This is a genomic window from Alcaligenes sp. NLF5-7 (genome assembly GCF_024266725.1).
GTDB lineage: Bacteria > Pseudomonadota > Gammaproteobacteria > Burkholderiales > Burkholderiaceae_B > Alcaligenes > Alcaligenes phenolicus.
The window spans coordinates 1,957,252-1,982,633 of record NZ_CP100755.1 but is presented as its reverse complement, the minus strand read 5'-3'; the positions used below and the strand labels follow the sequence as shown (position 1 = coordinate 1,982,633).

The 25,382-nt window shown below is 56.5% G+C and carries 20 protein-coding genes; 5 read left to right on the top strand and 15 right to left on the bottom strand.

Annotated features, from left to right (window positions below; genetic code table 11):
- Positions 1-73: 73 nt before the first annotated feature.
- Positions 74-2,827 (bottom strand): aconitate hydratase AcnA, encoded by a 2,754-nt coding sequence (gene acnA / locus MID00_RS09185; RefSeq protein WP_137430534.1) that lies wholly within the window; start codon positions 2,825-2,827, stop codon positions 74-76.
- A gap of 267 nt (positions 2,828-3,094) precedes the next feature.
- Between acnA and MID00_RS09180 the strand changes: the two genes are divergently transcribed.
- Positions 3,095-4,684, top strand: a complete 1,590-nt coding sequence (locus MID00_RS09180) for a diguanylate cyclase (RefSeq protein ID WP_250756271.1) — start codon at positions 3,095-3,097, stop codon at positions 4,682-4,684.
- Here MID00_RS09180 and MID00_RS09175 read toward each other — a convergent pair.
- From MID00_RS09175 to MID00_RS09150, 6 genes are all read right to left on the bottom strand, one after another.
- Complete coding sequence (locus MID00_RS09175; protein WP_254500208.1) at positions 4,681-5,529, bottom strand: putative RNA methyltransferase; 849 nt, start codon at positions 5,527-5,529, stop codon at positions 4,681-4,683. The two genes, MID00_RS09180 and MID00_RS09175, sit on opposite strands and share 4 nt — an antisense overlap.
- 80 nt (positions 5,530-5,609) lie before the next feature.
- Complete coding sequence (gene hutG / locus MID00_RS09170) at positions 5,610-6,413, bottom strand: N-formylglutamate deformylase (protein WP_254500207.1); 804 nt, start codon at positions 6,411-6,413, stop codon at positions 5,610-5,612.
- A 29-nt stretch (positions 6,414-6,442) separates the two neighbouring features.
- On the bottom strand, positions 6,443-7,267 hold the full coding sequence (locus MID00_RS09165; RefSeq protein ID WP_009456848.1) for a carbon-nitrogen hydrolase family protein: 825 nt from the start codon (positions 7,265-7,267) through the stop codon (positions 6,443-6,445).
- Between the two features lie 22 nt (positions 7,268-7,289).
- On the bottom strand, positions 7,290-8,135 hold the full coding sequence (locus MID00_RS09160; RefSeq protein WP_009456850.1) for a serine hydrolase: 846 nt from the start codon (positions 8,133-8,135) through the stop codon (positions 7,290-7,292).
- A gap of 19 nt (positions 8,136-8,154) precedes the next feature.
- Positions 8,155-9,567, bottom strand: coding sequence for a hypothetical protein (locus MID00_RS09155; RefSeq protein WP_026483608.1), 1,413 nt, complete (start codon positions 9,565-9,567; stop codon positions 8,155-8,157).
- A 121-nt stretch (positions 9,568-9,688) separates the two neighbouring features.
- Positions 9,689-11,173: an amidohydrolase family protein gene (locus MID00_RS09150; protein WP_088451816.1), complete on the bottom strand. Its 1,485-nt coding sequence runs from the start codon at positions 11,171-11,173 to the stop codon at positions 9,689-9,691.
- A 106-nt stretch (positions 11,174-11,279) separates the two neighbouring features.
- On the opposite strand from MID00_RS09150, the gene MID00_RS09145 reads away from it, so the two are divergent.
- On the top strand, positions 11,280-12,224 hold the full coding sequence (locus MID00_RS09145) for a LysR family transcriptional regulator (RefSeq protein ID WP_026483606.1): 945 nt from the start codon (positions 11,280-11,282) through the stop codon (positions 12,222-12,224).
- A gap of 253 nt (positions 12,225-12,477) precedes the next feature.
- Entirely contained in the window at positions 12,478-14,010 is a 1,533-nt protein-coding gene (gene proP, locus MID00_RS09140) for a glycine betaine/L-proline transporter ProP (protein ID WP_022983652.1), read from the top strand.
- A 200-nt stretch (positions 14,011-14,210) separates the two neighbouring features.
- Here the strand turns inward: proP and fabG are convergent, their stop codons facing one another.
- From fabG to MID00_RS09120, 4 genes are all read right to left on the bottom strand, one after another.
- Positions 14,211-14,951: a 3-oxoacyl-ACP reductase FabG gene (fabG, locus tag MID00_RS09135; RefSeq protein ID WP_009456856.1), complete on the bottom strand. Its 741-nt coding sequence runs from the start codon at positions 14,949-14,951 to the stop codon at positions 14,211-14,213.
- Between the two features lie 312 nt (positions 14,952-15,263).
- Positions 15,264-16,205, bottom strand: coding sequence for a pirin family protein (locus MID00_RS09130; RefSeq protein WP_009456860.1), 942 nt, complete (start codon positions 16,203-16,205; stop codon positions 15,264-15,266).
- Between the two features lie 91 nt (positions 16,206-16,296).
- The gene (ycaC, locus tag MID00_RS09125) at positions 16,297-16,923 is read right to left on the bottom strand and encodes an isochorismate family cysteine hydrolase YcaC (RefSeq protein ID WP_009456862.1); all 627 of its coding nucleotides are present in this window, start codon (positions 16,921-16,923) and stop codon (positions 16,297-16,299) included.
- A 165-nt stretch (positions 16,924-17,088) separates the two neighbouring features.
- Positions 17,089-17,967: a pirin family protein gene (locus tag MID00_RS09120; protein ID WP_254500206.1), complete on the bottom strand. Its 879-nt coding sequence runs from the start codon at positions 17,965-17,967 to the stop codon at positions 17,089-17,091.
- 108 nt (positions 17,968-18,075) lie between these two features.
- On the opposite strand from MID00_RS09120, the gene MID00_RS09115 reads away from it, so the two are divergent.
- Positions 18,076-18,981: a LysR family transcriptional regulator gene (locus tag MID00_RS09115; protein WP_254500205.1), complete on the top strand. Its 906-nt coding sequence runs from the start codon at positions 18,076-18,078 to the stop codon at positions 18,979-18,981.
- Positions 18,982-19,061: 80 nt separating this feature from the next.
- Here MID00_RS09115 and MID00_RS09110 read toward each other — a convergent pair whose 3' ends face one another.
- The 4 genes from MID00_RS09110 to MID00_RS09095 form a co-directional block, all read right to left on the bottom strand.
- Positions 19,062-19,259, bottom strand: a complete 198-nt coding sequence (locus tag MID00_RS09110; protein WP_009456875.1) for a CsbD family protein — start codon at positions 19,257-19,259, stop codon at positions 19,062-19,064.
- Positions 19,260-19,312: 53 nt separating this feature from the next.
- Complete coding sequence (locus tag MID00_RS09105) at positions 19,313-19,657, bottom strand: BON domain-containing protein (RefSeq protein WP_009456877.1); 345 nt, start codon at positions 19,655-19,657, stop codon at positions 19,313-19,315.
- Positions 19,658-20,253: 596 nt separating this feature from the next.
- The gene (locus MID00_RS09100; RefSeq protein ID WP_250756276.1) at positions 20,254-22,071 is read right to left on the bottom strand and encodes an NAD(P)/FAD-dependent oxidoreductase; all 1,818 of its coding nucleotides are present in this window, start codon (positions 22,069-22,071) and stop codon (positions 20,254-20,256) included.
- Positions 22,072-22,229: 158 nt separating this feature from the next.
- Entirely contained in the window at positions 22,230-24,185 is a 1,956-nt protein-coding gene (locus MID00_RS09095; RefSeq protein WP_254500204.1) for a sigma-54-dependent Fis family transcriptional regulator, read from the bottom strand.
- A 334-nt stretch (positions 24,186-24,519) separates the two neighbouring features.
- Between MID00_RS09095 and MID00_RS09090 the strand changes: the two genes are divergently transcribed.
- Positions 24,520-25,323: an AraC family transcriptional regulator gene (locus MID00_RS09090; protein ID WP_254500203.1), complete on the top strand. Its 804-nt coding sequence runs from the start codon at positions 24,520-24,522 to the stop codon at positions 25,321-25,323.
- Positions 25,324-25,382 lie beyond the last annotated feature (59 nt).

The following is a 25,382-nucleotide window of genomic DNA, read 5'->3' as shown; positions in this document are numbered from 1 at the left end:
GTGCGCCAGTTGCACAGGGCACAACTGACGCACTGTTGGGCGTGCATGCACACGCCTTGACCTGCTGCCAGGCTTACGCTTTCAACAAGCCCCGCAAAACGTACTGCATGATACCGCCGTGACGGTAGTAATGCGCTTCGCTAGGCGTATCAATTCGGACCAGAGCCTCGAACTCGATATCGCCCGCACGCACTTTGACCTTCTCGGGAATCTTGTCCTGATTCAGGGCGGTAATGCCTTCAATATCAAAGATTTCATCCCCCGCCAGGCCCAAGGTTTCGGCGTTCTGACCAGCCGGGAACTGCAAAGGCATCACGCCCATGCCCAGCAGGTTGCTGCGGTGAATACGTTCGTAGGACTCGGCAATAACTGCACGGACGCCCAAGAGCACCGTACCTTTGGCCGCCCAGTCACGCGAAGAACCCGAGCCGTATTCCTTGCCGGCCAGAATCACCAGCGGGACAGCGGCATTCAAGTAATTGCGCGAGGCATCGTAAATCGTGGCCACTGGTGCACCATCTTGCGTGAAGTCGCGTGTATAGCCGCCTTCTGTACCCGGAGCCAATTGGTTGCGCAGACGCACGTTGGCGAAAGTGCCGCGAATCATGACTTCATGGTTACCGCGACGCGAACCGTAGGAGTTGAAATCCTGCGGTTTGACATCGTGATCCATCAAGTACGTTGCCGCAGGCGAGGTACGCGCAATCGAACCGGCGGGACTGATGTGATCGGTTGTCACTGAATCGCCCAGCTTGGCCAGCACGCGCGCACCTCGAATGTCCGAGACGGGGCTTGGATCGCGCTTCAGATCAATGAAGTAAGGCGGTTTGCGCACGTAGGTGGAATCATCCTGCCACTCGAAACGATCCCCTTTGGGGGTAGGCAGAGAGCGCCAGCGCTCGTCACCGGCGAACACATCGGCATAACCATCACGATACATATCCGAGGCAATCGCCTTGCTGATCACGTCCTGCACTTCAGCGGCAGACGGCCAGATGTCTTTCAGGAATACATCCTTGCCATCGCTGCCCTGCCCCAAAGGCTCGTGGTACAGGTCAATATCCATGGTGCCCGCCAAGGCGTAGGCGACCACCAGCGGTGGCGACATCAGGTAGTTCATCTTCACTTCGGGGTGAATACGGCCCTCGAAGTTGCGGTTACCGGACAGCGTGGACACCACGGCCAGATCGTTCTGGTTAATGGCCTGGCTGACCTCTGGAATCAAGGGGCCAGAGTTACCGATACATGTAGTGCACCCGTAGCCAACCAGATCAAAACCGAGCTTATCCAGATAGGAAGTCAGGCCTGCACGCTGGTAGTAGTCCGTGACCACGCGCGATCCGGGGGCCAGACTGGTTTTCACCCAAGGCTTGCGGCTCAAGCCCTTTTCCACGGCTTTCTTGGCCAACAGACCGGCGGCCATCATGACGCTGGGGTTGGAGGTATTGGTACACGAAGTAATCGCGGCAATGACGACCGAGCCATGATCCAGCGTGCACTTGCTGCCATCGGCCAGCGTAAACTCCACCGCCGCTTTCCGAGGTGCTGGCGGTTTGTGCGAAGGCACGTCCGACGCGGGGAAGCTTTCTTCCACGGCCTCATCGTAGGTCGCTACATCGTCGCCCAGCAAGTCGCGCACAGCGGTACGGAATGCCGGTTTGGAGGAAGACAAGGCAATACGGTCCTGAGGACGCTTGGGACCAGCAATCGAAGGCACGACGGTGGACAGATCCAGCTCCAGGCGCTCGGAGTAGCGAGGCTCGTGCTGCGGATCGTGCCACAGGCCCTGAGCCTTGGCGTAGGCGCGTACCAGTTCGATCTGCTCTTTGCTGCGGCCCGTCAGCTCCATATAACGCAGGGTTTCCTCGTCGATGGGGAACATGGAGATGGTGGAGCCGTATTCAGGGCTCATATTGCCGATAGTGGCACGGTTGGCCAAAGGCACAGCGCTGACGCCGGGACCGTAGAACTCCACAAACTTGCCGACCACCCCATGCTGACGCAGCATATCGGTAATCGTCAGCACCAGGTCGGTAGCCGTGGTGCCTTCAGGCATTTGACCCGTCAGCTTGAAACCCACAACGCGAGGGATCAGCATGGAAATGGGCTGGCCCAGCATGGCAGCTTCGGCCTCGATACCGCCTACGCCCCAGGCCACCACGCCCAGACCGTTCACCATAGGCGTGTGCGAGTCCGTACCCACACAGGTATCGGGATACGCCAGCTGACGGCCTTGTTCATCGCGCGTAAAGACCACGCGGGCCAAATGTTCCAGGTTCACCTGGTGAACAATACCGGTGCCCGGTGGCACGACCTTGAAGTTATCAAAAGCACTTTGGCCCCAGCGCAGGAACTGGTAGCGCTCCATATTGCGCTCGTATTCGATTTCCACGTTGCGTTCAAACGAGCTGGGCTTGCCAAAGTCGTCCACGATCACCGAGTGGTCAATAACCAGCTCTACCGGTGCCAGGGGGTTGATTTTTTGCGGGTCACCGCCCAAGGCCTGCATGGCTTCACGCATGGCGGCCAGGTCCACAACGGCTGGCACACCGGTAAAGTCCTGCAGCACAACGCGTGCGGGGGTAAAGGCGATTTCACGATCGGGCTCGGCAGCAGGGTCCCAGGCGGCCAGGGCGCGAATATCATCGGCCGTGACATCGCCACCGTCTTCGGTGCGCAGCAAGTTTTCCAGCAGGATCTTCAAGCCATAAGGCAGGCTGGCAACATCCAGGCCATCTCCACGAACCGCATCTAACCGATAGTAGTCGTAGGACTGCCCGCCGACATCCAACTGGTGCAAAGCCTTAAAACTATCTACGCTTTTCATATCGGGATCTCCATGGAAAAGTGCCGGCCGATACCATCCAATCTACCCAGCCAGCGATACACATGTGGTAACTGTCTATTGGTCTAGACCATTTCACATCTTACACTCTGGCGTAATCCCCTGCCCTGCGCGACGTCCTTCCTGTGGCCTTGGGTCACACCTCCTCAAACTCGGAAACATTCTTTACGTATAATGCTTTAGGCGTCTTACGACCGTCTGTTCGGCCTCCCCAGCCCCTCCCTTTACTTCGAGCGTTCGCCCATCCTCATGTTTTTTGTTGATCTGCGCCGGCTGATTCTCTTGCTGGCTACTGCCAGCAGTCTGCTGACCATGGGCTACACCTTGTATGGAGCCTATTCAGCGGAGCGTTCCTTGCTGATCGAGCAAGCGCTGGAAAAGAACCGCGCCTACGCGCTGAAACTGGCCAGCAGCACCGATGCCTTCATCGCCAATTTGCAACAGCAACTTCGTTATAGCGCCAATGAACTCTCCCGCTCCCTGAATCAGGGCAACGAGCCCATGCTACGTGACGAGGTAAGGCGCCTGAAAGAACAAAACAATAGCTTTAACTCGGTTTTGATTCTGAATACCGAGGGCCGGGTTCTGGCCAATGCTCCTCAACAGCTCAACCTGCTTGGCACGACACTACGAGGGGAGGGCACAAAACTGGCACTGAAAACCAGGAAGCCCGTGGTCAGTCAGCCCTATCTGTCCGCAACCGGGCGCTTGCTGATCTTCCTGTCCCACCCGATTTTTGATGCGGAAGGCAATTACAAGGGCCTGGTAGGCGGTTCCATCTACCTGCACGAGCCCAATAGCCTGAACGCCTTACTAGGCGAGCACTTTTATCGTGATGGATCTTACATTTATGTGGTCGACCAGCACAAACGGCTGATTTTCCACCGTGACGTCGCCCGGATTGGCGAAGTCATACACGGCAACCCGGCCATTGACGCTGTCAGCCAGGGCGAGAGTAGCGCTCTATCCCTGCGCAACGTGAAAGGTGTAGACATGCTGGCCGGTTTTGCGCCCAGCAACGATGTGAAATGGGGCGTTGTGGTGCAAAGTCCCACCAAAGTGGTGCTGGATGAATTAACGGTCCTGCTGGGCAAGGTGCTGCGCAATTCCATCCCCTTTTTCCTGGCGGTGCAGATCCTGATCTGGATGTTGGCCATGCTGATCGCCAAACCCTTGCGACAACTGGCTCGCCAGGCTCCGCATCTGGACTCAGCCAAGGCCAGCTCGCGCATCGAACAAGTTCATGCCTGGTATTTCGAGTCCCGCCAGATCAAGCTGGCCATGTTGCTGGGCTTGCAGCGTGTGAATCGCAAAATGGGCGTCATGGATGTGGAGCGCAATACCGACCCGCTGACCGGGCTGAACAACCGCCGAGGCATGGCTGTTGTGCTGCAACAATGGAAAGAAACGGACACCCCCTTTTCCGTGCTGACAGTGGATATTGACCACTTCAAACGCGTGAACGACACCTACGGGCACGATGTGGGCGATCTGGTGCTGAGCTTTCTGGCCGACACCATGCGGGCCTGCACCCGCGATACGGACCTGATCTGTCGGGTCGGGGGTGAAGAGTTCTGTATTTTCCTGCCCGATCAGGATGTAGACCAGGCCGTGCAACTGGCCGAGCGCCTGCGCATTTTGATCAGCGAAACCAATAGCCCAACTGGCTCACCCATTACGATTTCCATCGGGCTGGCACACTGGCCCTTGCATGCCCGAGAACACAGCACGGTGTTGAAACTGGCGGACGAAGCGCTTTACAAGGCCAAGCGCAATGGACGCAACCGCGTAGAAATTTGCGATCCTGCTGCCAGCGACGCTCAGAGCAGATCAGCTTAAAGACGACGCAAGACCTTGATACGCACATCCACCTGAATATCCAGGCTCGTCAATTGACGAGCCTGCTCCAACCCTTGCGCGCTGGCTCGGAACAAATGTGGCGTCATCAAGAGCAGATCGGCAATTTTCTCTTGTGAATCAAGGCTGATCTGACAACGGACACGTTCAACAGCTTCCAGACTGAAACCGACCGGGGACTGCAAAGTCTCGTCCTTATCGGCTTTCAAGGTCGGATAAATAATGCGGCGCAGTTCCAGCAAATGGTCTGGCCCCGCTTCCACCTGCACCCAGATACCGCCCGGCTTCAACGCCCGCAAGAACTCCTCGGGCACGGCAAAGCCAAACATGCACAGCAAGGCATCCAAAGCACCATCCGGCACGGGCAATTGAGCATTGCTACCCACCAGCCAACGTATGTCCGAGGAACTGCGCGCCGCTGCCATGACGGCCCACTTGGAAATATCCAGACCAATCAGGGCCAACTGCCCATCCTGATCCTGCTGACGCAAATAACGCGGGTAATAGCCTTCGCCGCAGCCCGCATCCAGACAGGCATAAGGCGCCTCCCCTTCCAGGCCATCTATCAAGGCACGCCACACGCCAGCGGCGATAGGCTCGTACACCCCGGACCCCAGATAACGACGCCGCGCCGCCACCATGTCCTTGCTGTCGCCCGGATCACGTGAACGCTTGTTTTGTACAGGAAGCAGATTGATATAGCCCTGGCTGGCCGTATCGAAACAATGGCCCGAGGGGCAGCGCCAGCTGGGAGCCTCAAACGAGAGCGGCAAGCCGTCCAAAGGACAGCACAGTTTCTCGAACAGGGGCGGGGAAAGGTCAGACATGAATGAGTCGCTCTACGGCCACCGTGGCCAAGGCGATAGTGTAGCGCCCCGGCCTGTCTGTGCCGGGGCTCAGGATGAATTTACGACTCGGTCGCAAAGGCCAGCGCGTCGCGCAGCAAGGCCTCAATCAGGGGTTGAATGTTGCGGGCAGCCTCTTCCTTGTACTCAAAGGGCCACTGCTCTTCCATATAGCAGCACTGTGCCATTTCCAGCTGCACAGCATGGATGTTCTGCTCGGGACGTCCATAGTGGCGGGTAATGTAGCCACCTTTGAAACGACCATTCAACACGCTGCTGTAATCTTTGTTGGCCGAGGCGGTTTTCATCAGACGTTCGCTCAAGGCTGGATCGCAACTCTGACCATTGGCGGTCCCGAAATTCAGATCCGGCAGACGGCCTTCAAAAAAGCGCGGCACGACCGCACGAATCGAATGCGCATCCCACAGGACCACACGGCCATGCAGGGCCAGCAAACGCGTCAGCTCTTCTTCCAGCTTCTGGTGATACGGCAACCAGATGGTCTCGCGACGCTGGGCAACCTCACGCTCGTCCGGTTCCTGGCCAGGCTGGTAGATGGGTTCATCGCCAAACGTGTCCACGGGACACAGGCTGGTGACGCTTTGACCGGGATACAGGCTGGCATTGTCAGGCGGGCGGTTCTGATCCACCACAAACCGCGAATACGTCGCCACCAGCACGGACGCACCTAATTTTTGGGCGCACTCATACAAGCGTGGAATATGCCAATCCGTATCCGGCACCTGACGCGCTGACTCCGTAAAACGCGCCAGCAAGTCCGAAGGCACGTAGGTGCCCGAGTGGGGCATGGAAATCAACAAGGGGGCAGTGCCCGGATAAAACTCAAAGGCAGCAGGTACGGTCATGGCAGACTCCAGTCTGTTTCAGCACACAATCAAGAAGGAATAGGATACAGATCACCCCGGCGGTGCTGCCAGGCCGGAAGTGATTCACGCATGCGCTGCACGCGAGCGGGGTCCAGATCGGCGCAAATATAGCCTGGATGATCAGGCATACAGGCCAATACGGTGCCCCAAGGGTCAATAATCATGCTGCGACCCAGGCACGGCATGGCAGGACCGGGACCGCCGATCTGCGCGGCGGCCAGCACGTAACACTGATTTTCAATGGCTCGGGCGCGCAACAGCACTTCCCAATGGTCACGGCCGGTATGCACATTAAAGGCGGCAGGCACTACCAGCACATTCGCGCCACGGGCACGCAAGGTACGGAACAGCTCGGCAAAGCGCATGTCATAGCAAATGCTCAGACCCAGATTCAGATCCCCGACCTGCACATTTTGCAGACGCTGGCCGTGGCAGAAATCGTCGGACTCGCGGTATTCCAGACCGTTCACCACCGCATCGTACAAATGCACTTTGCGGTATTGCGCCACGATTTCACCCTCTGGTGAAAACGTCACGCTCGTGTTGCCCAGGCGATGATCATCAGGACGGCGCTCGTGCATGGAACCCAGATGAATCCAGGCTCCGGTGCGGCGCGCCAGGCTGGCCATGTGATCGGTCACCAGACCCGGAATGGGCGTGGCATTTTGCTGCAACCATTCCGTATCACCACGTACATCGCTGTACTCGGGAGTCACAATCAGTTGTGCGCCGTCTTTGGCAGCGGCCAGCACCCAATGTTCCAGCTGGTCCAGATTGGTTTGGCGGTCGCGGCCGCTATCCAATTGAACCAGGGCAACACGTGTCGTAGACATACTTTTATCCTTTCGGACCGGCTCAATACTGCAAGGCGCGGGCCGTTTCCAAGGCCAGACGGGACAAGACACCCGCTCCCTGGCCACCGTATAAAGAGGTGCTGGTGCGGCCATCGGTAAAGCCATCGGCCATCACGGCCAGCACCACACTGCGTTCGCCCATCGTCAAGATACCGGCATCGTGACGCAGGCCGGGCAAGGAGCCGGTCTTGTGAGCCAGTTGGGCGATAGAAGGCAAAATTGCCGCAAAGTGACCTCGTTCACGCTGATCCGCCAGCATGTCCAGCCCCTGCTGACGCAGGCTTTCCGGCAGGGCAGGCGAATGCAATAGATACAGCAAGGTCGAGCAGGCATCCTGAACGGTCGTCCAGTTGTCTTTACCGGCCTCGCGCGCCTTCATGTCCATCATGTGGCGCTGCAAATCCGTATGCTGCAAACCGGCCTGGGCGCTCCAGGCGTTGATGTTATCCATGCCCAGCAAGTCGATCAGGGCATTGGTGGCGACGTTATCGCTCAGGATAATCATCAGCAGGGCTAGCTCGCGCAGGCTCAGGCTGGGCACGCCGGGCAGCTGGCTCAAGATGCCAGTGCCAGGGGTACGGTCGCCCTCGGGCAGAGGGTAAACCGTATCCAGCGACAGCTTGCCCTGAGCAACTTGCTCGAGCAGGCACAGGAGCATGGGCGTTTTGATCAGGCTGGCCGAGGGCATGACGCGCTGCGCATGCCACTCGAACAAGGAGGTACCGTCGGTAGCGTAGACCGCCATCGAAATACGGGCGGACTCCTGGGTCAGCAAAGGCTCCAGTCGTTCCTGCAGGCGCTCACGAACCAGTGGCGCATCCAGCAACTCGCTTCCTAAGGTAAACATACACACTCTCCTTCAGTACTCAGACCAGAATCATGAACAGACCGGCGAACATCAACAAATTGATGATCATGACCGCCCAGCCGTTATACAACATGTATTTGAGCTGAGTGGATCGCGCCAGGCCCATCTGGCCGAACATGTCCGAAGAGGGGAAAGGACCAAACCAGTCAATCTGCGAGCTGCCCAGAATAACGGCAGCGGTAGCTGCAGGGCCCACACCGGCCGCAGCCAGAACGGGGCCAAAAATCTTGGCGGTAAAAGTCATCTGCGCCACGGCAGCACCCGGTATGTGACCAACCACGTTAAAGGCCACAATCAACATGCACAGCACAGCGCCACTAATACCGACCAGATAGGGCTGCACCGAATCCAGCAAGGCGTGGTAGGCGTTCAGCTGATCCACCAGCACCAGCACCGGGTTGAACAGCCAGAACAGGAAGAAAATCCAGATCAGCTTGCCCGCACCGGCATACATGGCCTGCAGAATTTCACGTGGGTTCATACCACCGGCCAGACCGGTTGCCGCACCCAGAGACACCATCACGATAATGGCGTAAGCAAAACCGGCCTTGGAGGCGATACCCACCGCAGCCAGACCCACAATGGTGATGCAGAAAGCCCAGGCAGCGCGCACAGCCTTGGGGGAAGCCTTGGCATTCACGTCAAAAGCAGCCTGACCTTGCGAGGCTTCTTCGTACTGGAAATGGTCCTTGGTCATCTTCTGAATGCGACCGGACATGAACCAGCCGGTCAGCAAGGTCGCCGCTGCCATGGGCAAGCCAGCAACCAGCAGATAATCGGTGTAGCTCAGACCGGTCAGACCCGTGACCGTAACCACGTTAGGGGTGAATGGGCCCAGCACCAGACCGGCGGAACCGGCACTTTGGAACAAGGCAGCCACAGCGGGAGGGGACAGACGCACGGCCGCGGCAATTGGAATCACCACCGCAGCAATAATGGCGTTACCGCCAGCCAGCGTACCCAGAGCGCCACAGATCAAGGTGGAGGCCACCATGATGCCCAGACGCACACGCACCGGATTGGACAAGCCAATACGCTTCACAATAGCTCGCACCAATTGCTCGGCGGCACCCGTACGGGCAGCCACTTCACCCACCCCGGCGCCCAGTACAATAATCAAACCCACCACGGCGATGAACGAGCCCAGGGACTCGGCCAGCAGTTTGCCCATGGCAATGGGCGTCGTACTGGTCATGATGGCGCCCAATACAATCGCACCAATCGTGGCCAGAACAATATCCACACCCAACAAGGCGATAAGCGCAAACACCACTACCGGCGTCAAGCCCCACAGGGAGCTTTCACCCGGCATGTAAAAGTGGGTGTACAAGGCAATCGCCATGCCAATTAAAAACACCACCATGGCAGCATTGCGCTTGCCCGTTGGCATTTGTTGCTGAATGACACTCATGTCGTCTCCTTAACGATCCTTCCTGGCCAGTTTTCAAAAACCGGCCTGCATGTGATGCAATCGCCCTGCCCTGGTTGACCGCCCCAGGTCACAGCGACTGTTTTCTTGTCCGACGCGCCGCTTATAGCGGGATAATCGGCGCATCCAGGCTTTGTGCCTGAGCGGCAAAGGCGCGATCAAGCACCTGGCCGGGCCGCTGCTCCGGGGCAACAGGGTGAACCTGTACGCCATTCACAAACACGGTCTGCACACCTTGAGACGGTAAGGTGGGCTCTTCCCAGGTGGCGCAATCTTGCACCGTTTCGGGATTAAACACCACCAGATCCGCCCAGGCGCCGACTTGCAACACGCCGCGGTTTTCCAGCCCGAAGACCGAGGCAGGCATGGCGGTCATTTTGGCAACCGCCTGCTCCAGGGACATCAGGCCATCTTCGCGTACGTACCGCCCTAAAATGCGCGTGAAACTCCCCCACAAACGAGGGTGGGGATGCGCATCCGCAGGCAATCCGTCCGAGCCCACCATGCAACATGGGTGGCTGAAAATGCGCTGGACTTCTTTCTCGTCCATCGCAAAATAAATCGCGCCAGCAGGCAGCAAACGCCGTGCGGCAGTTTCCCGGTCGCAGCCCCACTGCTCGGCAATCTCGGCCAGATACAGGCCATTGCACTCGGGGTGAGGCTCGGACCAGGTAATACGAATCTGGTCTATGGTGTGGGCGCGCTCGGGGATCAGGATCGTGGAGCTGCCCGAATAGGGATAAATATCCAGGGTGGCCTGCACGCCATCGGCGCGGGCCCGATCAATATTGGCCAAGGTATGGCTGCTGCGGCCCCAGTTGGCCGGCATCATGCACTTGTGGTGCGACACCAGGGTGGCGCACTGCGTCTGGCGGCCTACCGCCAGCACTTCTTCTACCGACTCCTGCACCGTGTCGCCTTCATTGCGAATATGGCTGGTGTGCAAGGAGCCCTTGGAAGCGGCAACACGGGCCAGACCTTCCAGTTCGGCCGGCTCGGCCATGCAGCCGGGCTCGTAAGCCAGGCCGGTACTAAAGCCCACGGCGCCTTCTTCCAAGGCCTTGGCCAGCAAGGCTTCCATGGCCTTTTGTTCATCGGCATTCGGCTGGGACAAGGGGTCCTGCATCACGGCCATGCGCAGATTCGCGTGACCGACCAGAGCCGCCACGTTGATCATGGGCTTGAGCTTGCGCACGGCTTGCACGTACTGCGCCATGTCTGCAAACAAGGGAGAATCGCCCAGCAAGGCCAAAGCCGCTGCCGAGTTGCCAGGCAAAGGAGCCGGGAAAGCGCTGACGCCACAATTGCCGACCACAACCGTCGTAATGCCCTGGCTGGTTTTCCAGTCCAGAACAGGCCGCTCGATGAACATCAAATCATCATGGCCGTGAGTATCAATAAATCCAGGAGCCACCACATGGCCGCTGGCGTCCACCGATTGATCGGCGTGCCAGGCGCTCAAGTCGCCCACGGCGACAATCCGTCCTTCTCGAATACCCACATCACCACGCCAACGCGGGGTGGCCAAGCCATCAATAATCCAGCCATTGCTGATCTTGACGTCCAGCCTGCGGTCGTCTGTCTGCATCTACGTCTCCACTAACCCTCCCACAAAAAGGGGAGTTGACCGCATTATCCAAAGGTATTATTAATATGAAAAATTGTTTAAGTTAATTGATTAATCAGAAAATGATATGGACAGACTTCCCAAGCACATCACGCTCAAGCACTTGAACGCGTTTGTCGCCGTGGCCCAGGAGGCCAGTTTCACCCATGCCGCGCGTCGTCTTTTTCAAACACAATCCTCGGTCACGGGCCTGATCCAGCAGTTGGAAGTTGCCCTGAATACCACCTTGTTCAACCGCACCAGTCGGCGTGTATCCCTGACGCCTATTGGTCAGGAGTTCCTGCCGCGCATCACCCGCCTGCTGGCAGATTTTGATGGCGCCATCAGCGATGTCATGCGTTATGGGGAGTTGAAAAGCGGGCGGGTCAGTGTGGCCGCAGCGCCGTCGGCCATTACGGATTTGATAGCACCGGCGGCCGCGAATTTCTCTCAGCAGCATCCGGCGGTCCGCCTGTATTTACGGGATGACAACTCGGGACGCATTCAGCGCCAGATCGTGGCTGGGGAGATCGACTTTGGTCTGACCAGTCCCTGGGCGGATGTCCAAGGGCTGGACAGTCAACCCTTACTGGAAGACCAGTTTGGCGTGCTCTATCGCAGCGACGACAAGCTGATCAAACCGGATGCCAACAACACGGTCAGTTGGTCTGCTCTGAATGAGCGCAAGCTGGTGGGCGTCGTAGACGAAACCGGCATCATGGCGGTGCTGCAGTCCCGCCCGGACCTGCCCATCGAAACCTCGGCCCCGTTTTATGAAGCGTCCAGCACCACCTCGCAAGCAGCGCTGGTGCAAAGTGGTCTGGCCATTGCCCTGCTGCCCGCCTTGGCGGCACAACGGGTGTTGATGCCCGGTCTGAGCTTCTCCTTGCTGCAGGCCCCCACGCTGGTCCGTACCTTGTGTCTGATGTTTCACCAAGAACATGACTTGACGCCCGCGGCGGCGGCATTGGTCGATGAGGTGCGAGCCTACGTGAAAAAAGCTCCTTTACCGCCTGGATGCCGCGCCCTGTAAGTATGTGCAAATGTGGTGGGAGACAGGCTTGGGCTCAGTAACAATAAGGACGGCAAGTCGCGTCCCGTTTTTCTCGCGACTTGGCCCTGACTGCTCGACCCTTTCCCTTCGATAGACGAACAGCAAAGCTGGACGTAGAATCGCCTCCAAGCCTCGCCTGATCACAATGCCGTCATGCCAGTGCTCCTTCTCTGGGATCGACAGCACAAGGGCGAACCTGCAGGTCATTGTCCTGCTCTCCAGGAGAAGCCATATGACGCAGTCCTCCGCGGCATCCAGCAACGCCAAGCCGCTTCACATTGACGACATTACCGTCGTAGACAACAGCAAACTTAAAAAAGCCGTAACCGCCGCTGCCTTGGGCAACGCCATGGAATGGTTTGACTTTGGCGTTTACGGCTTTGTGGCCGCCACCTTGGGTAAAGTCTTTTTCCCCGATGCCTCTCCCGCAGTACAAACCATCGCCGCCCTGGGTACCTTCTCGGTGCCCTTTTTGGTGCGGCCTCTAGGCGGTGTGTTCTTCGGGCTGATGGGGGACAAGTTCGGCCGTCAGAAAGTGCTCTCCCTGACCATCATCATCATGGCCATCAGCACCTTCCTGATTGGTCTGATTCCCTCTTATCTATCCATCGGCATCTGGGCACCCATTTTGCTGCTGCTGTGCAAGCTGGCCCAAGGCTTTTCCGTAGGCGGTGAATACACTGGCGCGGCAGTTTTTGTGGCCGAATACGCGCCCGACCGGCAGCGCGGGTTCCTGGGTAGCTGGCTGGACTTTGGCTCTATCGCGGGCTTTGTTCTGGGCGCCGGTTTGGTCGTGCTGCTGCAAACGTCCCTGACCGAAGAGACCTTCCAGGATTGGGGCTGGCGCATTCCTTTCCTGATTGCCGGTCCACTGGGTATTTTGGGCTTGTACCTGCGCCATGCCGCTGAAGAGACTCCCGCCTTTACCGAGCAACTGGAAAAGATGGAGAAAGAAGACCGCGCCGCCCTGACAGAGCGCCCCACGGTTTCCTTTGGCGAGATCTTCTCCAAGTACCGCAAAGCCCTGCTAATTTGTATTGGCATGGTGCTGGTCACCAACATCACCTATTACATGTTGCTGACCTATATGCCTACCTATCTGTCCAGCAGCCTGGGCTACGCCGAAGAACATGGTGTCTTCATTATTGTGGTGGTGATGATAGGGATGCTGTTCGTGCAACCGGTGGTGGGTTTTGTCAGCGACAAGATAGGTCGCAAACCCTTTCTGATGGCCGGTAGTCTGGGCCTGCTGATCTTTGCGATTCCCGCCTTTCACTTTATTGGTAGCGACAGCAATGTGCAGATCTTCCTGGGGCTGCTGATTCTGGCCGTTTTACTGAACTGCCTGACCGGGGTCATGGCCTCTACCCTGCCCGCCCTGTTCCCGACCCGGCTACGTTACAGCGCCTTGGCCGCCTCCTTTAACATCGCCATCATTGTGGCGGGCCTGACGCCTACAGTTGCGGCCTGGCTGGTGGAGCAGACCAACAACTTGCTGGTGCCTGCCTACTATTTGATGTTTGCCAGCGTCATCGGCTTGATTACCGCCCTGTTCCTGCCCGAAACGGCGAACCGCCCCTTGCGCGGCGATACACCTACCGCCTCCAACCGCAAGGAAGCCAAGGAACTGCTGCAAGAAGCGTATGACCACATCGAACAAAGCGTGCAAGATGTGGAAGAAGCCATTGCCAAGGCCGAGGAAGAACTGGAAGCCTTGAAGCAAAAACGCCAGCGTCTGGTGGACCGCCACCCCGAGCTGGATTAATGAAACAGTCCTCTCTATATAGAGGGTAGGTGCTGTCGGATGGGGGGCCTGAACCGCCCCCTGCAACTTTCACAGCGACAACGCCAAACCGCTTGTTCCCGTAGAAAAAGCCTGAATCTGCTTCAAGTCAGATTCAGGATTTTTTGTGGCGGCTCAGGATTCAAGCAGGAGTCCTCCAAGCCATCGTTCAGAGCACGGTATTAAACCGTCAAACCGCCCGACACTTCCAGCGTCGTGCCATTGATGAAGCTGGCTTCATCCGAGGCCAAAAACGCATACACATTGGCGATCTCTTCAGGCTTGCCCATGCGGCGCAACCAACAATGATCACGAAAGCCTTGCAGCACTTTTTCGGGGATGGTTTTCAAAATGTCTGTTTCGATAAAACCGGGACAGACGGCATTGACGCGTATCCCCTTGGGGCCCAACTCCCTGGCCCAGGTTTTGGTAAATCCTATCACCCCGAACTTGCTGGCCGCGTAATTGGTTTGACCATAATTGCCGTACAAACCCACCACGCTGGAAGCATTGAGAATGGAACCGCTTTCCTGCTCCAGCATCACCGCGGCCACGGCCTGAGTGAAGTTGAAAACCGCTTTCAGGTTCACATCAATCACATCATCAAATTGCTGCTCGGTCATGCGTACCAGCTTGGCGTCCTTGGTGATCCCGGCATTGTTCACCAGCACATCAATGCGGCCAAACTTTTGCTTCACATCCGCCACCATGGCGTCAATCTGTGCACGGTCCGTCACATCCACGGTGTAGCCTACGGCGGTAACGCCATTACCACTTAAAGACTGCGCTGCCTGATTGACGGCATCCGCATTACGATCGCACAACACCACAATCGCCCCTTCCTGGGCAAACTTCCTGGCCGTTGCCAAACCAATTCCAGCTGCCGAACCGGTGACTATGGCCACTTTATCTTTCAATCGCATTCCAGCTACCTTTTAGAAATTGTTCAACGCTGTTGTGCAAACAAAAGGGCTTGACCGCAGCCGTACAGACCTTTTCCTGTGGACCTGCTTGCACCAGCACACTGTTTTGTACTCCGATCACAAGCAGACCGCCAGTCACGGTGGGCAAACTGTACACAGACACAATGGCCCCGAAAGGGGCCACTTGAACAGCGGGATAAGGGCGAAATACACATGCGCCATAGCCCTGCTCGGAAACCAGGACAGGCAGCCAGCAAACCACGGCCAGCGTCATCGCAATAGACGATCAGAACCAGCAGCCGTCAATGAAAATCAGTTGCTTGCCCATGGCAGATCCGGCGCAATCAAGGGCTCACCGTCATAGCCATGCACCACACCAAAGCGCTCATGGGCCGCACGCCAATCGCGTTGTGCCTGGCCGATCACGTCCTTGTTTTTACCAACAAAATTCCACCACAACACCAGTTCCTCGGTATACGGCTCGCCACCCAGCACAATGACTCGGCTACCGGCACTCAGACTCAAGCTCAACTGCGTCAGGCCACGGCCCACATAGGCCAATTCATTGGCCTCGAACTGCTCGGACTGAATACCCAAGGTACCTTGCACGACTAAAAAGCCATACTCAAACTCGGGGTTCAAATTCAGTCTCACTTCCCCAGCCTTGGAGCTGCTCAAATCCATCCCCACCATAGGCGAATACATTTTGCTGGGTGCCTGATGCTGTGCATAGGTACCGGCCAGCAGGGTAAAGTCGCACTCGTCCTCACGCCAATGAGGCAAGTCAGGATGGTGGTCAAAAGCGGGTTCACAGGTGGCGTCCTTGGACGGCAAGGCAATCCAGAGCTGAACCGCATGCAGCTTGTCCTCGCCGGGCAAAGACTCCTCGGTATGGCTGATACCGCGTCCCGCTGTCATCAAGTTCACCTGACCAGGCTTGACCACTTGCACATGGCCCAAGCTGTCACGGTGCAGAACCTCGCCCTGAATCATCCAGGTAAAGGTTTGCAGGCCAATATGTGGATGAGGGCCCACACGCAGGCCGGATCCCGACGTGAACACGGCGGGCCCTGCATGATCCAGGAAGCACCAGGCCCCCACCATACGCCGTTGCGAGGAAGGCAGAATCCGGCTGACGGTAATGCCCCCACCCACTTGTGCGCCGCGCCCGGCAACACGTTGAACATGTTTTTCGCCGTTGATGTCTTCGGGACAATCAAAGGATGAAGAGACTTCGGAACTGTGTGTACTCATGGGTCGAACTCCTGAAAACAGATCTGGGGGCTGGGTTTCAAACAGCCAAAAGCGCTGGCCACTCAAGTGACCAGCGCAGCGCCGAAGCGATTTACTTACCGGATGTGAACTTGGTATGGCTATTGATCAAGTTGCGGTAGTCGGGGATATGGTTGGAGAACAAGGCACCCAGACCTTCCACGTCGTTACGCCAGTCGCGGTGCAGTTCGCAAGCCACGCCAAACCAGGTCATCAGCTGAGCACCGGCCGAGGACATGCGATCCCATGCCGAGTGACGCGTAAGTTCATTGAATGTGCCCGACGCATCGGTGACCACGAACACATCAAAGCCTTCTTCCAAAGCCGACAGGGCCGGGAAAGCCACGCACACTTCAGTCACCACACCGGCAATAATCAGCTGCTTCTTGCCCGTTGCCTTGATGGCTTTGACGAATTCTTCGTTATCCCAGGCATTGATCTGACCAGGGCGAGCGATATAAGGCGCATCCGGGAAGGTTTCTTTCAGCTCCGGGACCAAAGGACCATTAGGGCCTTCTTCAAAACTGGTGGTCAGAATGGTGGGCAAGTTGAAGTACTTGGCCAGATCGGCCAGAGCCAGCACATTGTTCTTGAACTTGTCTGGATCAATGTCACGAACCAGGGACAGCAATCCGGTTTGGTGGTCAACCAGCAAAACAGCGGCTTGGTCTTTATCAAGACGTTTGTAGGGCGTAGTCATCTCAGTTTTCCTCAAAGGGGATTGAAAAGATCGGGTACCACAAGGTAGTACCCGGTACTGCCACAGCGCTGGTGGTATCGCGCTGCAAATTACGTATCAGGGCAGCCATCGGCCCTCTGTTCAAACTGCGAGGGCGGCTCACGCAGCCCCCCCAGCCTTGCACTACTACGATGCCGATCCCGATGCCATGGCACCAAAGCGGCCATTATTGAAGTCATCCATAGCCTGCAAGATCTCTTGCTTGCTATTCATGACGAAGGGGCCGTGTCCCACAATGGGCTCATCAATGGGTTCACCACTGATCAGCAGGACAACGGCGTCGTTATTGGCTTCCACGCTGAACTGGCTGCCTGTCCGATCCAGCACGACCAGTTGCCCTTCACGAGCCACGCTTTGACCATTGACCAGTACGGTGCCTTGCAGCACCACCAAGGCGGCTGTCCAGCCTTCAGGGCTTTCCAGCTCGGCAATACCACCCTGATTCAGACGCATATCCCATACATTCATGGGGGTAAAGGTCTTGGCAGGGCCAGCAGCACCATCCTTTTCACCGGCAATGACGCGCACCATGCCAGCAGCATCAGGCAGTGCGACCACAGGAATTTGCTGATCGGTAATGGCCTGATAGCCAGCGGGAGCACGCTTGTCTTTGGCAGGCAGGTTGACCCACAGCTGTACCATTTCCAAAGTGCCGCCAGAACGAGCAAAAGCGTCGGAGTGATACTCCTCGTGCAAGATGCCCGAGCCGGCCGTCATCCACTGCACATCACCGGGGCCGATCGTGCCGCCCTGACCCGTGGAGTCGTGGTGTGAAACCTCGCCCTTGTAGACGATGGTGACGGTTTCAAAACCCCGATGTGGGTGCTGGCCAACGCCGCGCTTGTGGTTGCTGGGAGCAAACTCGGCAGGGCCGGCATAGTCCAGCAGCAGGAAGGGGCTCAACTGTTTTGCGTGTGTGTGGTACGAAAACAGGGAGCGAACGGGGAAGCCGTCGCCCACCCAGTGAGGACGGGGAGCGCTATAGATACCAAGAATTTTCTTCATGTCCATCTCCTTGTTTCAACATAAGAGACAGAATAAACTCGGGACAACGAAGCCAGTAGCCCCCTAAATCGGCCATCTATGTTCCATTTATGGAACGATAAAACTGCCATGCAAGATTTAAACGACTTGTACTTCTACGTTCAGATTGTGGATCACGGCGGCTTTGCCCCGGCCGGTCGCGCACTGGGTTTACCCAAATCCACACTTAGCCGCAGGCTGGCTGCACTGGAAGAGCGTCTAGGAGTGCGGCTGATCCAGCGCTCCACCCGCCGCTTTACCGTGACCGAGATTGGCCAGACCTATTACGAGCACTGCAAGGCCATGCTGGTAGAGGCCGAAGCGGCACAGGCAGCCATCGAACTGACACGTGCCGAGCCGCGCGGTGTGGTGCGCCTCAGTTGCCCCATCACCTTACTGAACGCCCATGTCAGTGATATGTTGGCCGACTTCATGGTCAGCTACCCGCATGTCACGGTGCAATTGGATGCCACCAACCGGCGCGTGGACCTGATCGGGGAAGCGCTGGATATGGCGATCCGCGTGCGCCCGCCACCATTGCAAGACAGCGATCTGGTGATGCGTGTTCTGTCTGACCGCAGCCAATGTTTGATAGCCAGCCCGGAGCTGATTGCCCGCCACGGAATGCCCGGCTCACCCGCTAATCTGGCGGACTATCCCAGCCTGGCATTGGGGCTGCCACAGCAAAGCCATACCTGGACCTTGTATGGTCCCGATGGCGCACAAGCCGTGCTGCATCACACGCCTCGCCTGATTACCACCGATATGACGGCCTTGCGCTGCGCAGCACTAAAAGGCGTTGGTGTGGTGCAGTTGCCTACCCTGGTAGTCTGCGATCAGTTGGCCGACGGCTCTTTGGTGAAACTGATTCCGGACTGGGCTCCACGACGCGAAATCATTCATGCCGTGTTTTCCTCCCGCCGGGGGCAGATGCCAGCTGTGCGAGCATTGCTGGATTACCTCGTCGAACGCTACCAGCAGATGGATGAGGACTGACAGCAACCTTGCCAAGGCACAAAGAAAAACGCCCTGCATATGCAGGGCGTTTTATAGTCCTGGGCAATCAAGCCAGGGGATCAGGCGCCGCCATTAAAGTCGCGAACTTGCTTTTCAGCTTCCTCACGCGCAATGCCGTAGCGCTCCTGAATTTTACCGACCAGATATTCGGTATTGCCTTCGGCAACATCAATATCGTCATTGGTCAGTTTTCCCCATTTGGCCTGAATCTTGCCAGACAACTGTTTCCATTTACCTTTGATCGTATCTTCATTCATAGTCGCTCTCCTGTTTCAACGGGAATTCACAATTAGGATTGATGACGGAACTTTTATTCCGGTTTTACTTTCAATCCCGACGAATCGACTTTCACAACGCCTTTCACACTTTCCGTTGCAGCAACGGCTTTCTTGTGCTCAATTTCACTGGGCACGGTACCGGTCAATGTTGCGACGCCATTATTGGTTTCAACAGAGATATCCGTGCTCTTCAAATCCTTGGTGCTGGCCAGATCAGCCTTGATCTTGGTGGTGATCCAGGTATCGCTGACGGCTTCGCCTGCGCTTGCCGAGTGATCCTGATTAACGGCTGGTTCATTAGCCATTGCACCGCTTTGCAGACCAAAACTCAAAGCAGTAGTCATCAACACACTGGATAGGATGGCGGATTTTTTCATATAAGTTCTCCAATATCAGAAAGGGAATTTTTAATTTAAAAACCCTTTATCCCTGCTATTAAAAGGAGTCCAAATCAATCAACAAAAATTTCGTTGTTTGCGATGGATGGTTCCACCGTAACATTCCCGACCAGGCTGAAAACTACAAAATGCTACAAGCGTTTTCTTTATAAGTATTTTCTTCAAACTTCATACATCCCTATTCACCTCACTTATGGAAAGCGGCTTGTTTCAGGCCAATCCTGGCCATCATGCAGGCCAGACAAAATCCGCCCTGACACGCAGCACGGCTGGTTTCCATACGTTCCTGACGAAGAAACGGAGGCCCCTTTGAGGCGAAAAATTCTGGGCACGAACAGAGCAGTCAAGCAGAGCCTCGCTCACTGGATAGGAGCCGCTCAGGGCAGATACATAAAGTAAAAAATTTAGCAGGGCTGCTAACAAAACCACCGCCTTAGCCGCGATGCTTGTCGCGCAAACACACCCTCCGCAGCCGACAAGCGAAAAAAAGCCAGATCATCGAATTGATAATCTGGCCAAAATCAGAACAAGGTGCAGACTGCGCACTCTTACCCAAGCAACAAAGTCACTATCGATCAACGCAGATGATGCACCTCCTGCATCCCGTAAACCTGCACCGGCAAGCCAGCCTGACGCGCTTTAAGCTGCAAGGCCAGGTATTGGGAATAATGACGCGACTGATGCAAATTGCCGCCGTGGAACCACAAGTTCGGCTGTTGCGTTGGCTTCCACATATTGCGCTGCTCGCCCTCCCAGGGCCCTGGATCTTTGGTGGTTTCCGAACCCAGACCCCAGCACTTGCCTACCCTATCCGCCATTTCCTGGCCTGCCAGATCGGCCACCCAGCCATTCATGGAACCGTAGCCCGTGGCATACACCACCAGGTCCGCAGGCAGTTCCGTGCCGTCTGTCAGTACCACAGCGTTCTCTGTCAGATGGCTGATGTCGGTCCGGGACTTCAGCTTGATGCTGCCATCAATAATCAGTTCGCAAGCGCCCACATCGATGTAATAACCCGAAGCACGACGCAGATACTTCATGAACAAACCGGAGCCATCGTCACCCCAATCCAGCATGAAGCCTGCCTCCTCCAGCTTCTGATAGAACTGTGCATCGCGCTCGCGGATCTTGTCGTACACAGGGATCTGGAAGTCCGCCATGATGCGGTACGGCAGAGAGGCAAAGAGCAAATCTGCCTTGCGCGTGGTGACTCCCGATGCCAGTGCCCGTTCAGAATACAGATCTCCCAAGCCGATCTCCATCAAGGAGTCGGATCGCACAATATGCGTGGACGAACGCTGCACCATGGTGACATCCGCCCCCGCCTCCCACAGCGCCGCGCAAATATCGTGCGCCGAGTTATTGGCCCCGATCACCACTACTTTCTTGCCCGCATATGCTTCTGGTCCGGGATGCTGCGAGGAGTGCTGCTGTTCGCCCTTGAACACATCCTGCCCCTTTATGCTGGGCACGTTTGCCTTGCCGGACATGCCCGTAGCAAAGACCAATTGCTGTGGCCGTAACGTCATGGGCTTGCCATCACGTTCGATCTCCACCTCCCAGGTCTGGCTGGACTCGTCGTAGCGCACCTTCTTGCATACGGTGCTGCTCCAGTAATTCAGCTCCATCACCTTGACGTACATTTCCAGCCAGTCGCCAATCTTGTCCTTGGGTGCAAAGACAGGCCAGTTATCGGGGAAAGGCATGTAAGGCAGGTGGTCGTACCAGACGGGGTCGTGCAGGCACAGCGACTTGTAGCGTTTGCGCCAGCTATCGCCAGGGCGGGCATGTTGATCAATGATGAGCGCGGGTACGTTCAACTGCCGCAGACGCGCGCCCAGCGCAATACCACCCTGCCCGCCGCCGATCACCAGCACATAGGGCTGCTCGGTCGTGCCCAACTCAGCCTGCTCCTGTTGACGACGTTCCTGCCAGGTCTGACGCCCACGGCGAATGCCATGCTCGGCCCCCATGGGGCGGCGCACACCCAAAGGCTCCTCGTGCCCTTTCAATTCCGACATGGTGGTCAGGAAGGTCCAGATCTTCCCGTCCTTGACCCGAATATGGCCGTAGCCACGCGCCAGGTCAGTTTCCACACGAAACCAGCCCTCCACCAGACCTTGGCCGTCGTCACTGACCGGCTCGGCACTGTCGCGCTCGAACCTGGCTGACACGGCGCCTTGTTGCTGCTGCGTCAGCATGTCGCGGATCTGGTCGCGCCCTTCCATGGTTCGGATATTCCAGGTGAACATGACCAGATCACGCCAAAAACATTCTTCGGCAAACAGGGCTGCCGCATCGTCCGGTGCATTGCTGGCAAGCGCATGGGTCAGCTGTTCAAGAACCGTGTCCAACTGTCGCGCAGACGGCTGCAGTTGCTGCTGTGTTTGCATGATTTGTCTCCATATCGTTTTAATGTTGCGCCGGGCTTTTGTTGCCCAGCTATGGAGTACATAGCAAACACCGTGCCAAACCGGGAGTGGCTTGTTTTAAAGGGGCGCTGCCTGTTTTAAGGCGGTGAAACTGTGCCAGCGGTGACACAGGTGGTGCATCAGGTGTCGCAACCTGTGTCAGAGGGCGACTCTTGGCGAGCTACGCCTGCCCGTTTGATATAACGATGCAAGGTGGACCGGCTGATACCCAACTGCCGGGCCGCTGCACTCACGTTATCGCCACAGGCCTGCAAAACCTGCTGCCAGGACGACTCTCCGGCAGAGACGGCTGCGGCCGTTGGGCTGCCTGTAGATGTGGCCAGACGCCGCTCTCGCAAGGCCTCCGGCAAATCCTGCACCTCAATGCAGGAACCTTCCGCCAAGGCCAATGCCAGCACCAGCGCATTGTCCAGCTCGCGTAAATTACCCGGCCACTCGTAGGCTTGCAGCGCTTGCCAGGCCTCGGGAGACAAACCGGGCACATCGCCTTTATTACGCCGATGCAATATCTGCTGCACCAACCATTCCAGATCACTACGCTGACGCAAAGCGGGCAAGGCCAGCACTGCCGCATTCAAGCGATACAGCAAATCCGCACGGAAGCGGCCTTGCTCTACCAAGGCACTTAAATCATGGTGGCTGGCTGAAATCACACGCAGGTCCACGCGCTTGCCAGTGCGTGCGCCCAAAGGCATCACCTCGGATTCGGCCAGCACCCGCAGTAAACGGCTTTGCAGGGCCAGCGGCATATCGCCGATCTCGTCCAGGAACAGGGTGCCTCCATCAGCCGCCTCGATCAAACCCGCACGGCCCCGTGCAGCACCGCCGGTGTACGTACCGGCCAGATAGCCAAACAATTCGCTTTCAATCAGGCTCTCGGGCAAGGCCGCACAATTGACGGCCACAAAATTCCCGCCACGACCGCTGGCCGTGTGAATCGCACGTGCCAAATACTCTTTGCCCGAACCTGTCTCGCCCTGCAACAACACCGGCATTTCCCGCGTTGCCAAACGCGCGGCTTTCAATAGCATGGACTGCATGGCCGCATCTGTGCCTGCCAAACCTCGCAAGGCTTGTGGCAAGGCGGCATCCACGGCTGCCCCATCCATCCCCACAGACCGGTTGCTCAACACACGTCGGGGTTCAATGGCATGGGCAAACAGCACACTGCCATCACGTGCCATAACGACACGCTCCTGCGTGGGGCGGTAACGCATCAAGGTAGGCAACTGGTCCACTTCCAGATGCAGAAAGCGCATCAAGCTCTGCCCCAACAAGCCCGCAGGATTACGCCAATCCACCCCCGCCGCCCGCGCCAGAATGCGAGCACCCGTATGCGTCATGCCCTTGATACGGCCGGAGCCATCAATCGCAATAGCCGCTTCCGGATCAATATCCAGAAACTCCGGCGACTGCGACAAGCATAAAATCCATTCCTGACGGTGACAGGCCATCAAATTGGCCAGCTCAATACGGCGGGTCGCCGCATTGGCAAGGTGCAGGGCCAAACCTTGGCTGGCCTTGGCCTGCGGCGACTGCAGCAAGGATAAATCCAGCACCGCAGCCAGCTCGCCGTCGTAATGATAGATAGGCGCCGCCGTGCAGGACAGGGGCGCGTGCATATGATCGAAATGATCGTTTTGATGAATGGTCAGGGCCTCGCCCGTGTGCAAGCAAGTACCCACCGCGCAGGTCCCTGCACGCTCTTCAGACCACTCCGAGCCCATATACAGACCGGCCTGCCGCAAGGCATCACGCTGTCCATCCGAGCCCAGGAAATCAACCGTGACGCCCTTGTTATCGGACAGCAGCAACACGTAATTCAGCCCGGAGACCTGCTGATAAAGACGCTCCAGCCCGGAGCGCGCAATATTGATCAGGGCTTCGGACTGCTGGCGGTGCTCGCGCAACTGGGAGTCCGGCACGATATAGGCCTCGCAAGCCTGCGCCGGGTCCAGTCTGTGATGCTCAATGCATCGTCTCCAGCTGTGGACCACAGCCTGATCGCGCCGGGACAGGCTGCCCTGCCAAACAGCCGTGATCTCTTGGACGTGTGCCACATGTGAAGACTGCATCAGACCTCATCCCGAAAATAGGCCAAGCCCCGGGCGGGCGTGGCCTATCTTTCAGTGTGCCGCCATGCTTAGCCGCCGTACATGGAGGTTTTCCTTGAGATGCGGTGCAGCAAGCTCGCCATTCCCCTGTCATGTCATAGTCAATAAATCACACATCAATAACCAAAAGAAATTTCCATATAAGAGTTTTTTATATATTCAAAAATCAACAAAAAACAGAAACCAAACAATGGATATGAAAAAAATAATAAAACAATATAAAATGATTAACAAATCACAAAAACAATTAACCGCCTAAGGAAATTCACTAAAAATCAGAAACCCAGGCCAAAAAATGGAAAACAAAAAAGATTGGACAAGAATCACTCAAACAAGCTCAAAAATAGAAAGGATGGAAGCCTTCTTTTCTGGTTATGGATTTGCACCTCATAGGCACGACACATATGCACTAGGCATCACCCTCAATGGTGTTCACAGCTTTAACTACCAAAAAACCATGCGGCATAGCCTGCCAGGAAATGCAGTAGTGATTCACCCCGACGAACTGCATGATGGTGAGGCAGGAACGGAGGCAGGTTTTCACTATAAAATTCTTTATATTCAACCTGAAATAATTCAGGAAATAATTGGTGGAAATCCTTTACCTTTTATTCCTGGAGGTATTTCATCAGACCAAAGAATTGTGTCAGCCATTTCTAATATGCTCATTAGTTTGGATTTTCAACTTGATAGTCTGGAAGAAGAAGATGGAATCTATGATATTGCCCAAGCTCTTCATAGTGCATCACAGACAGGTAGGCAAAGAAGAAAGCTAAATTACAAAGCAGCTGAGCTAGCCCGGCAATTCATGCTCGACACATCCAGTGCGATAGTTACCATGGATCAACTAGAACAAATTTCAGGCACAGATCGATGGAGCCTCTCAAGAGACTTTCGCGCCTTATTTGGAACAAGCCCTTATCGCTACTTGAGTCTAAGACGTCTGGATAAAGCCAAAAGAATGATTATCACTGGCACAGCCTTAGTTGACGTCGCTGCCGCTTGTGGCTTCACCGACCAAAGCCATATGACGCATCACTTCTCCAAGGTGTACGGGCTTCCACCTGGCCGTTGGGCCGACCTAATGCTCCGCAGCTAACGCAAAATTTGCACGATCGTACAAGACCTTTTTACATTTTTATAACTAGCATCTCTCTG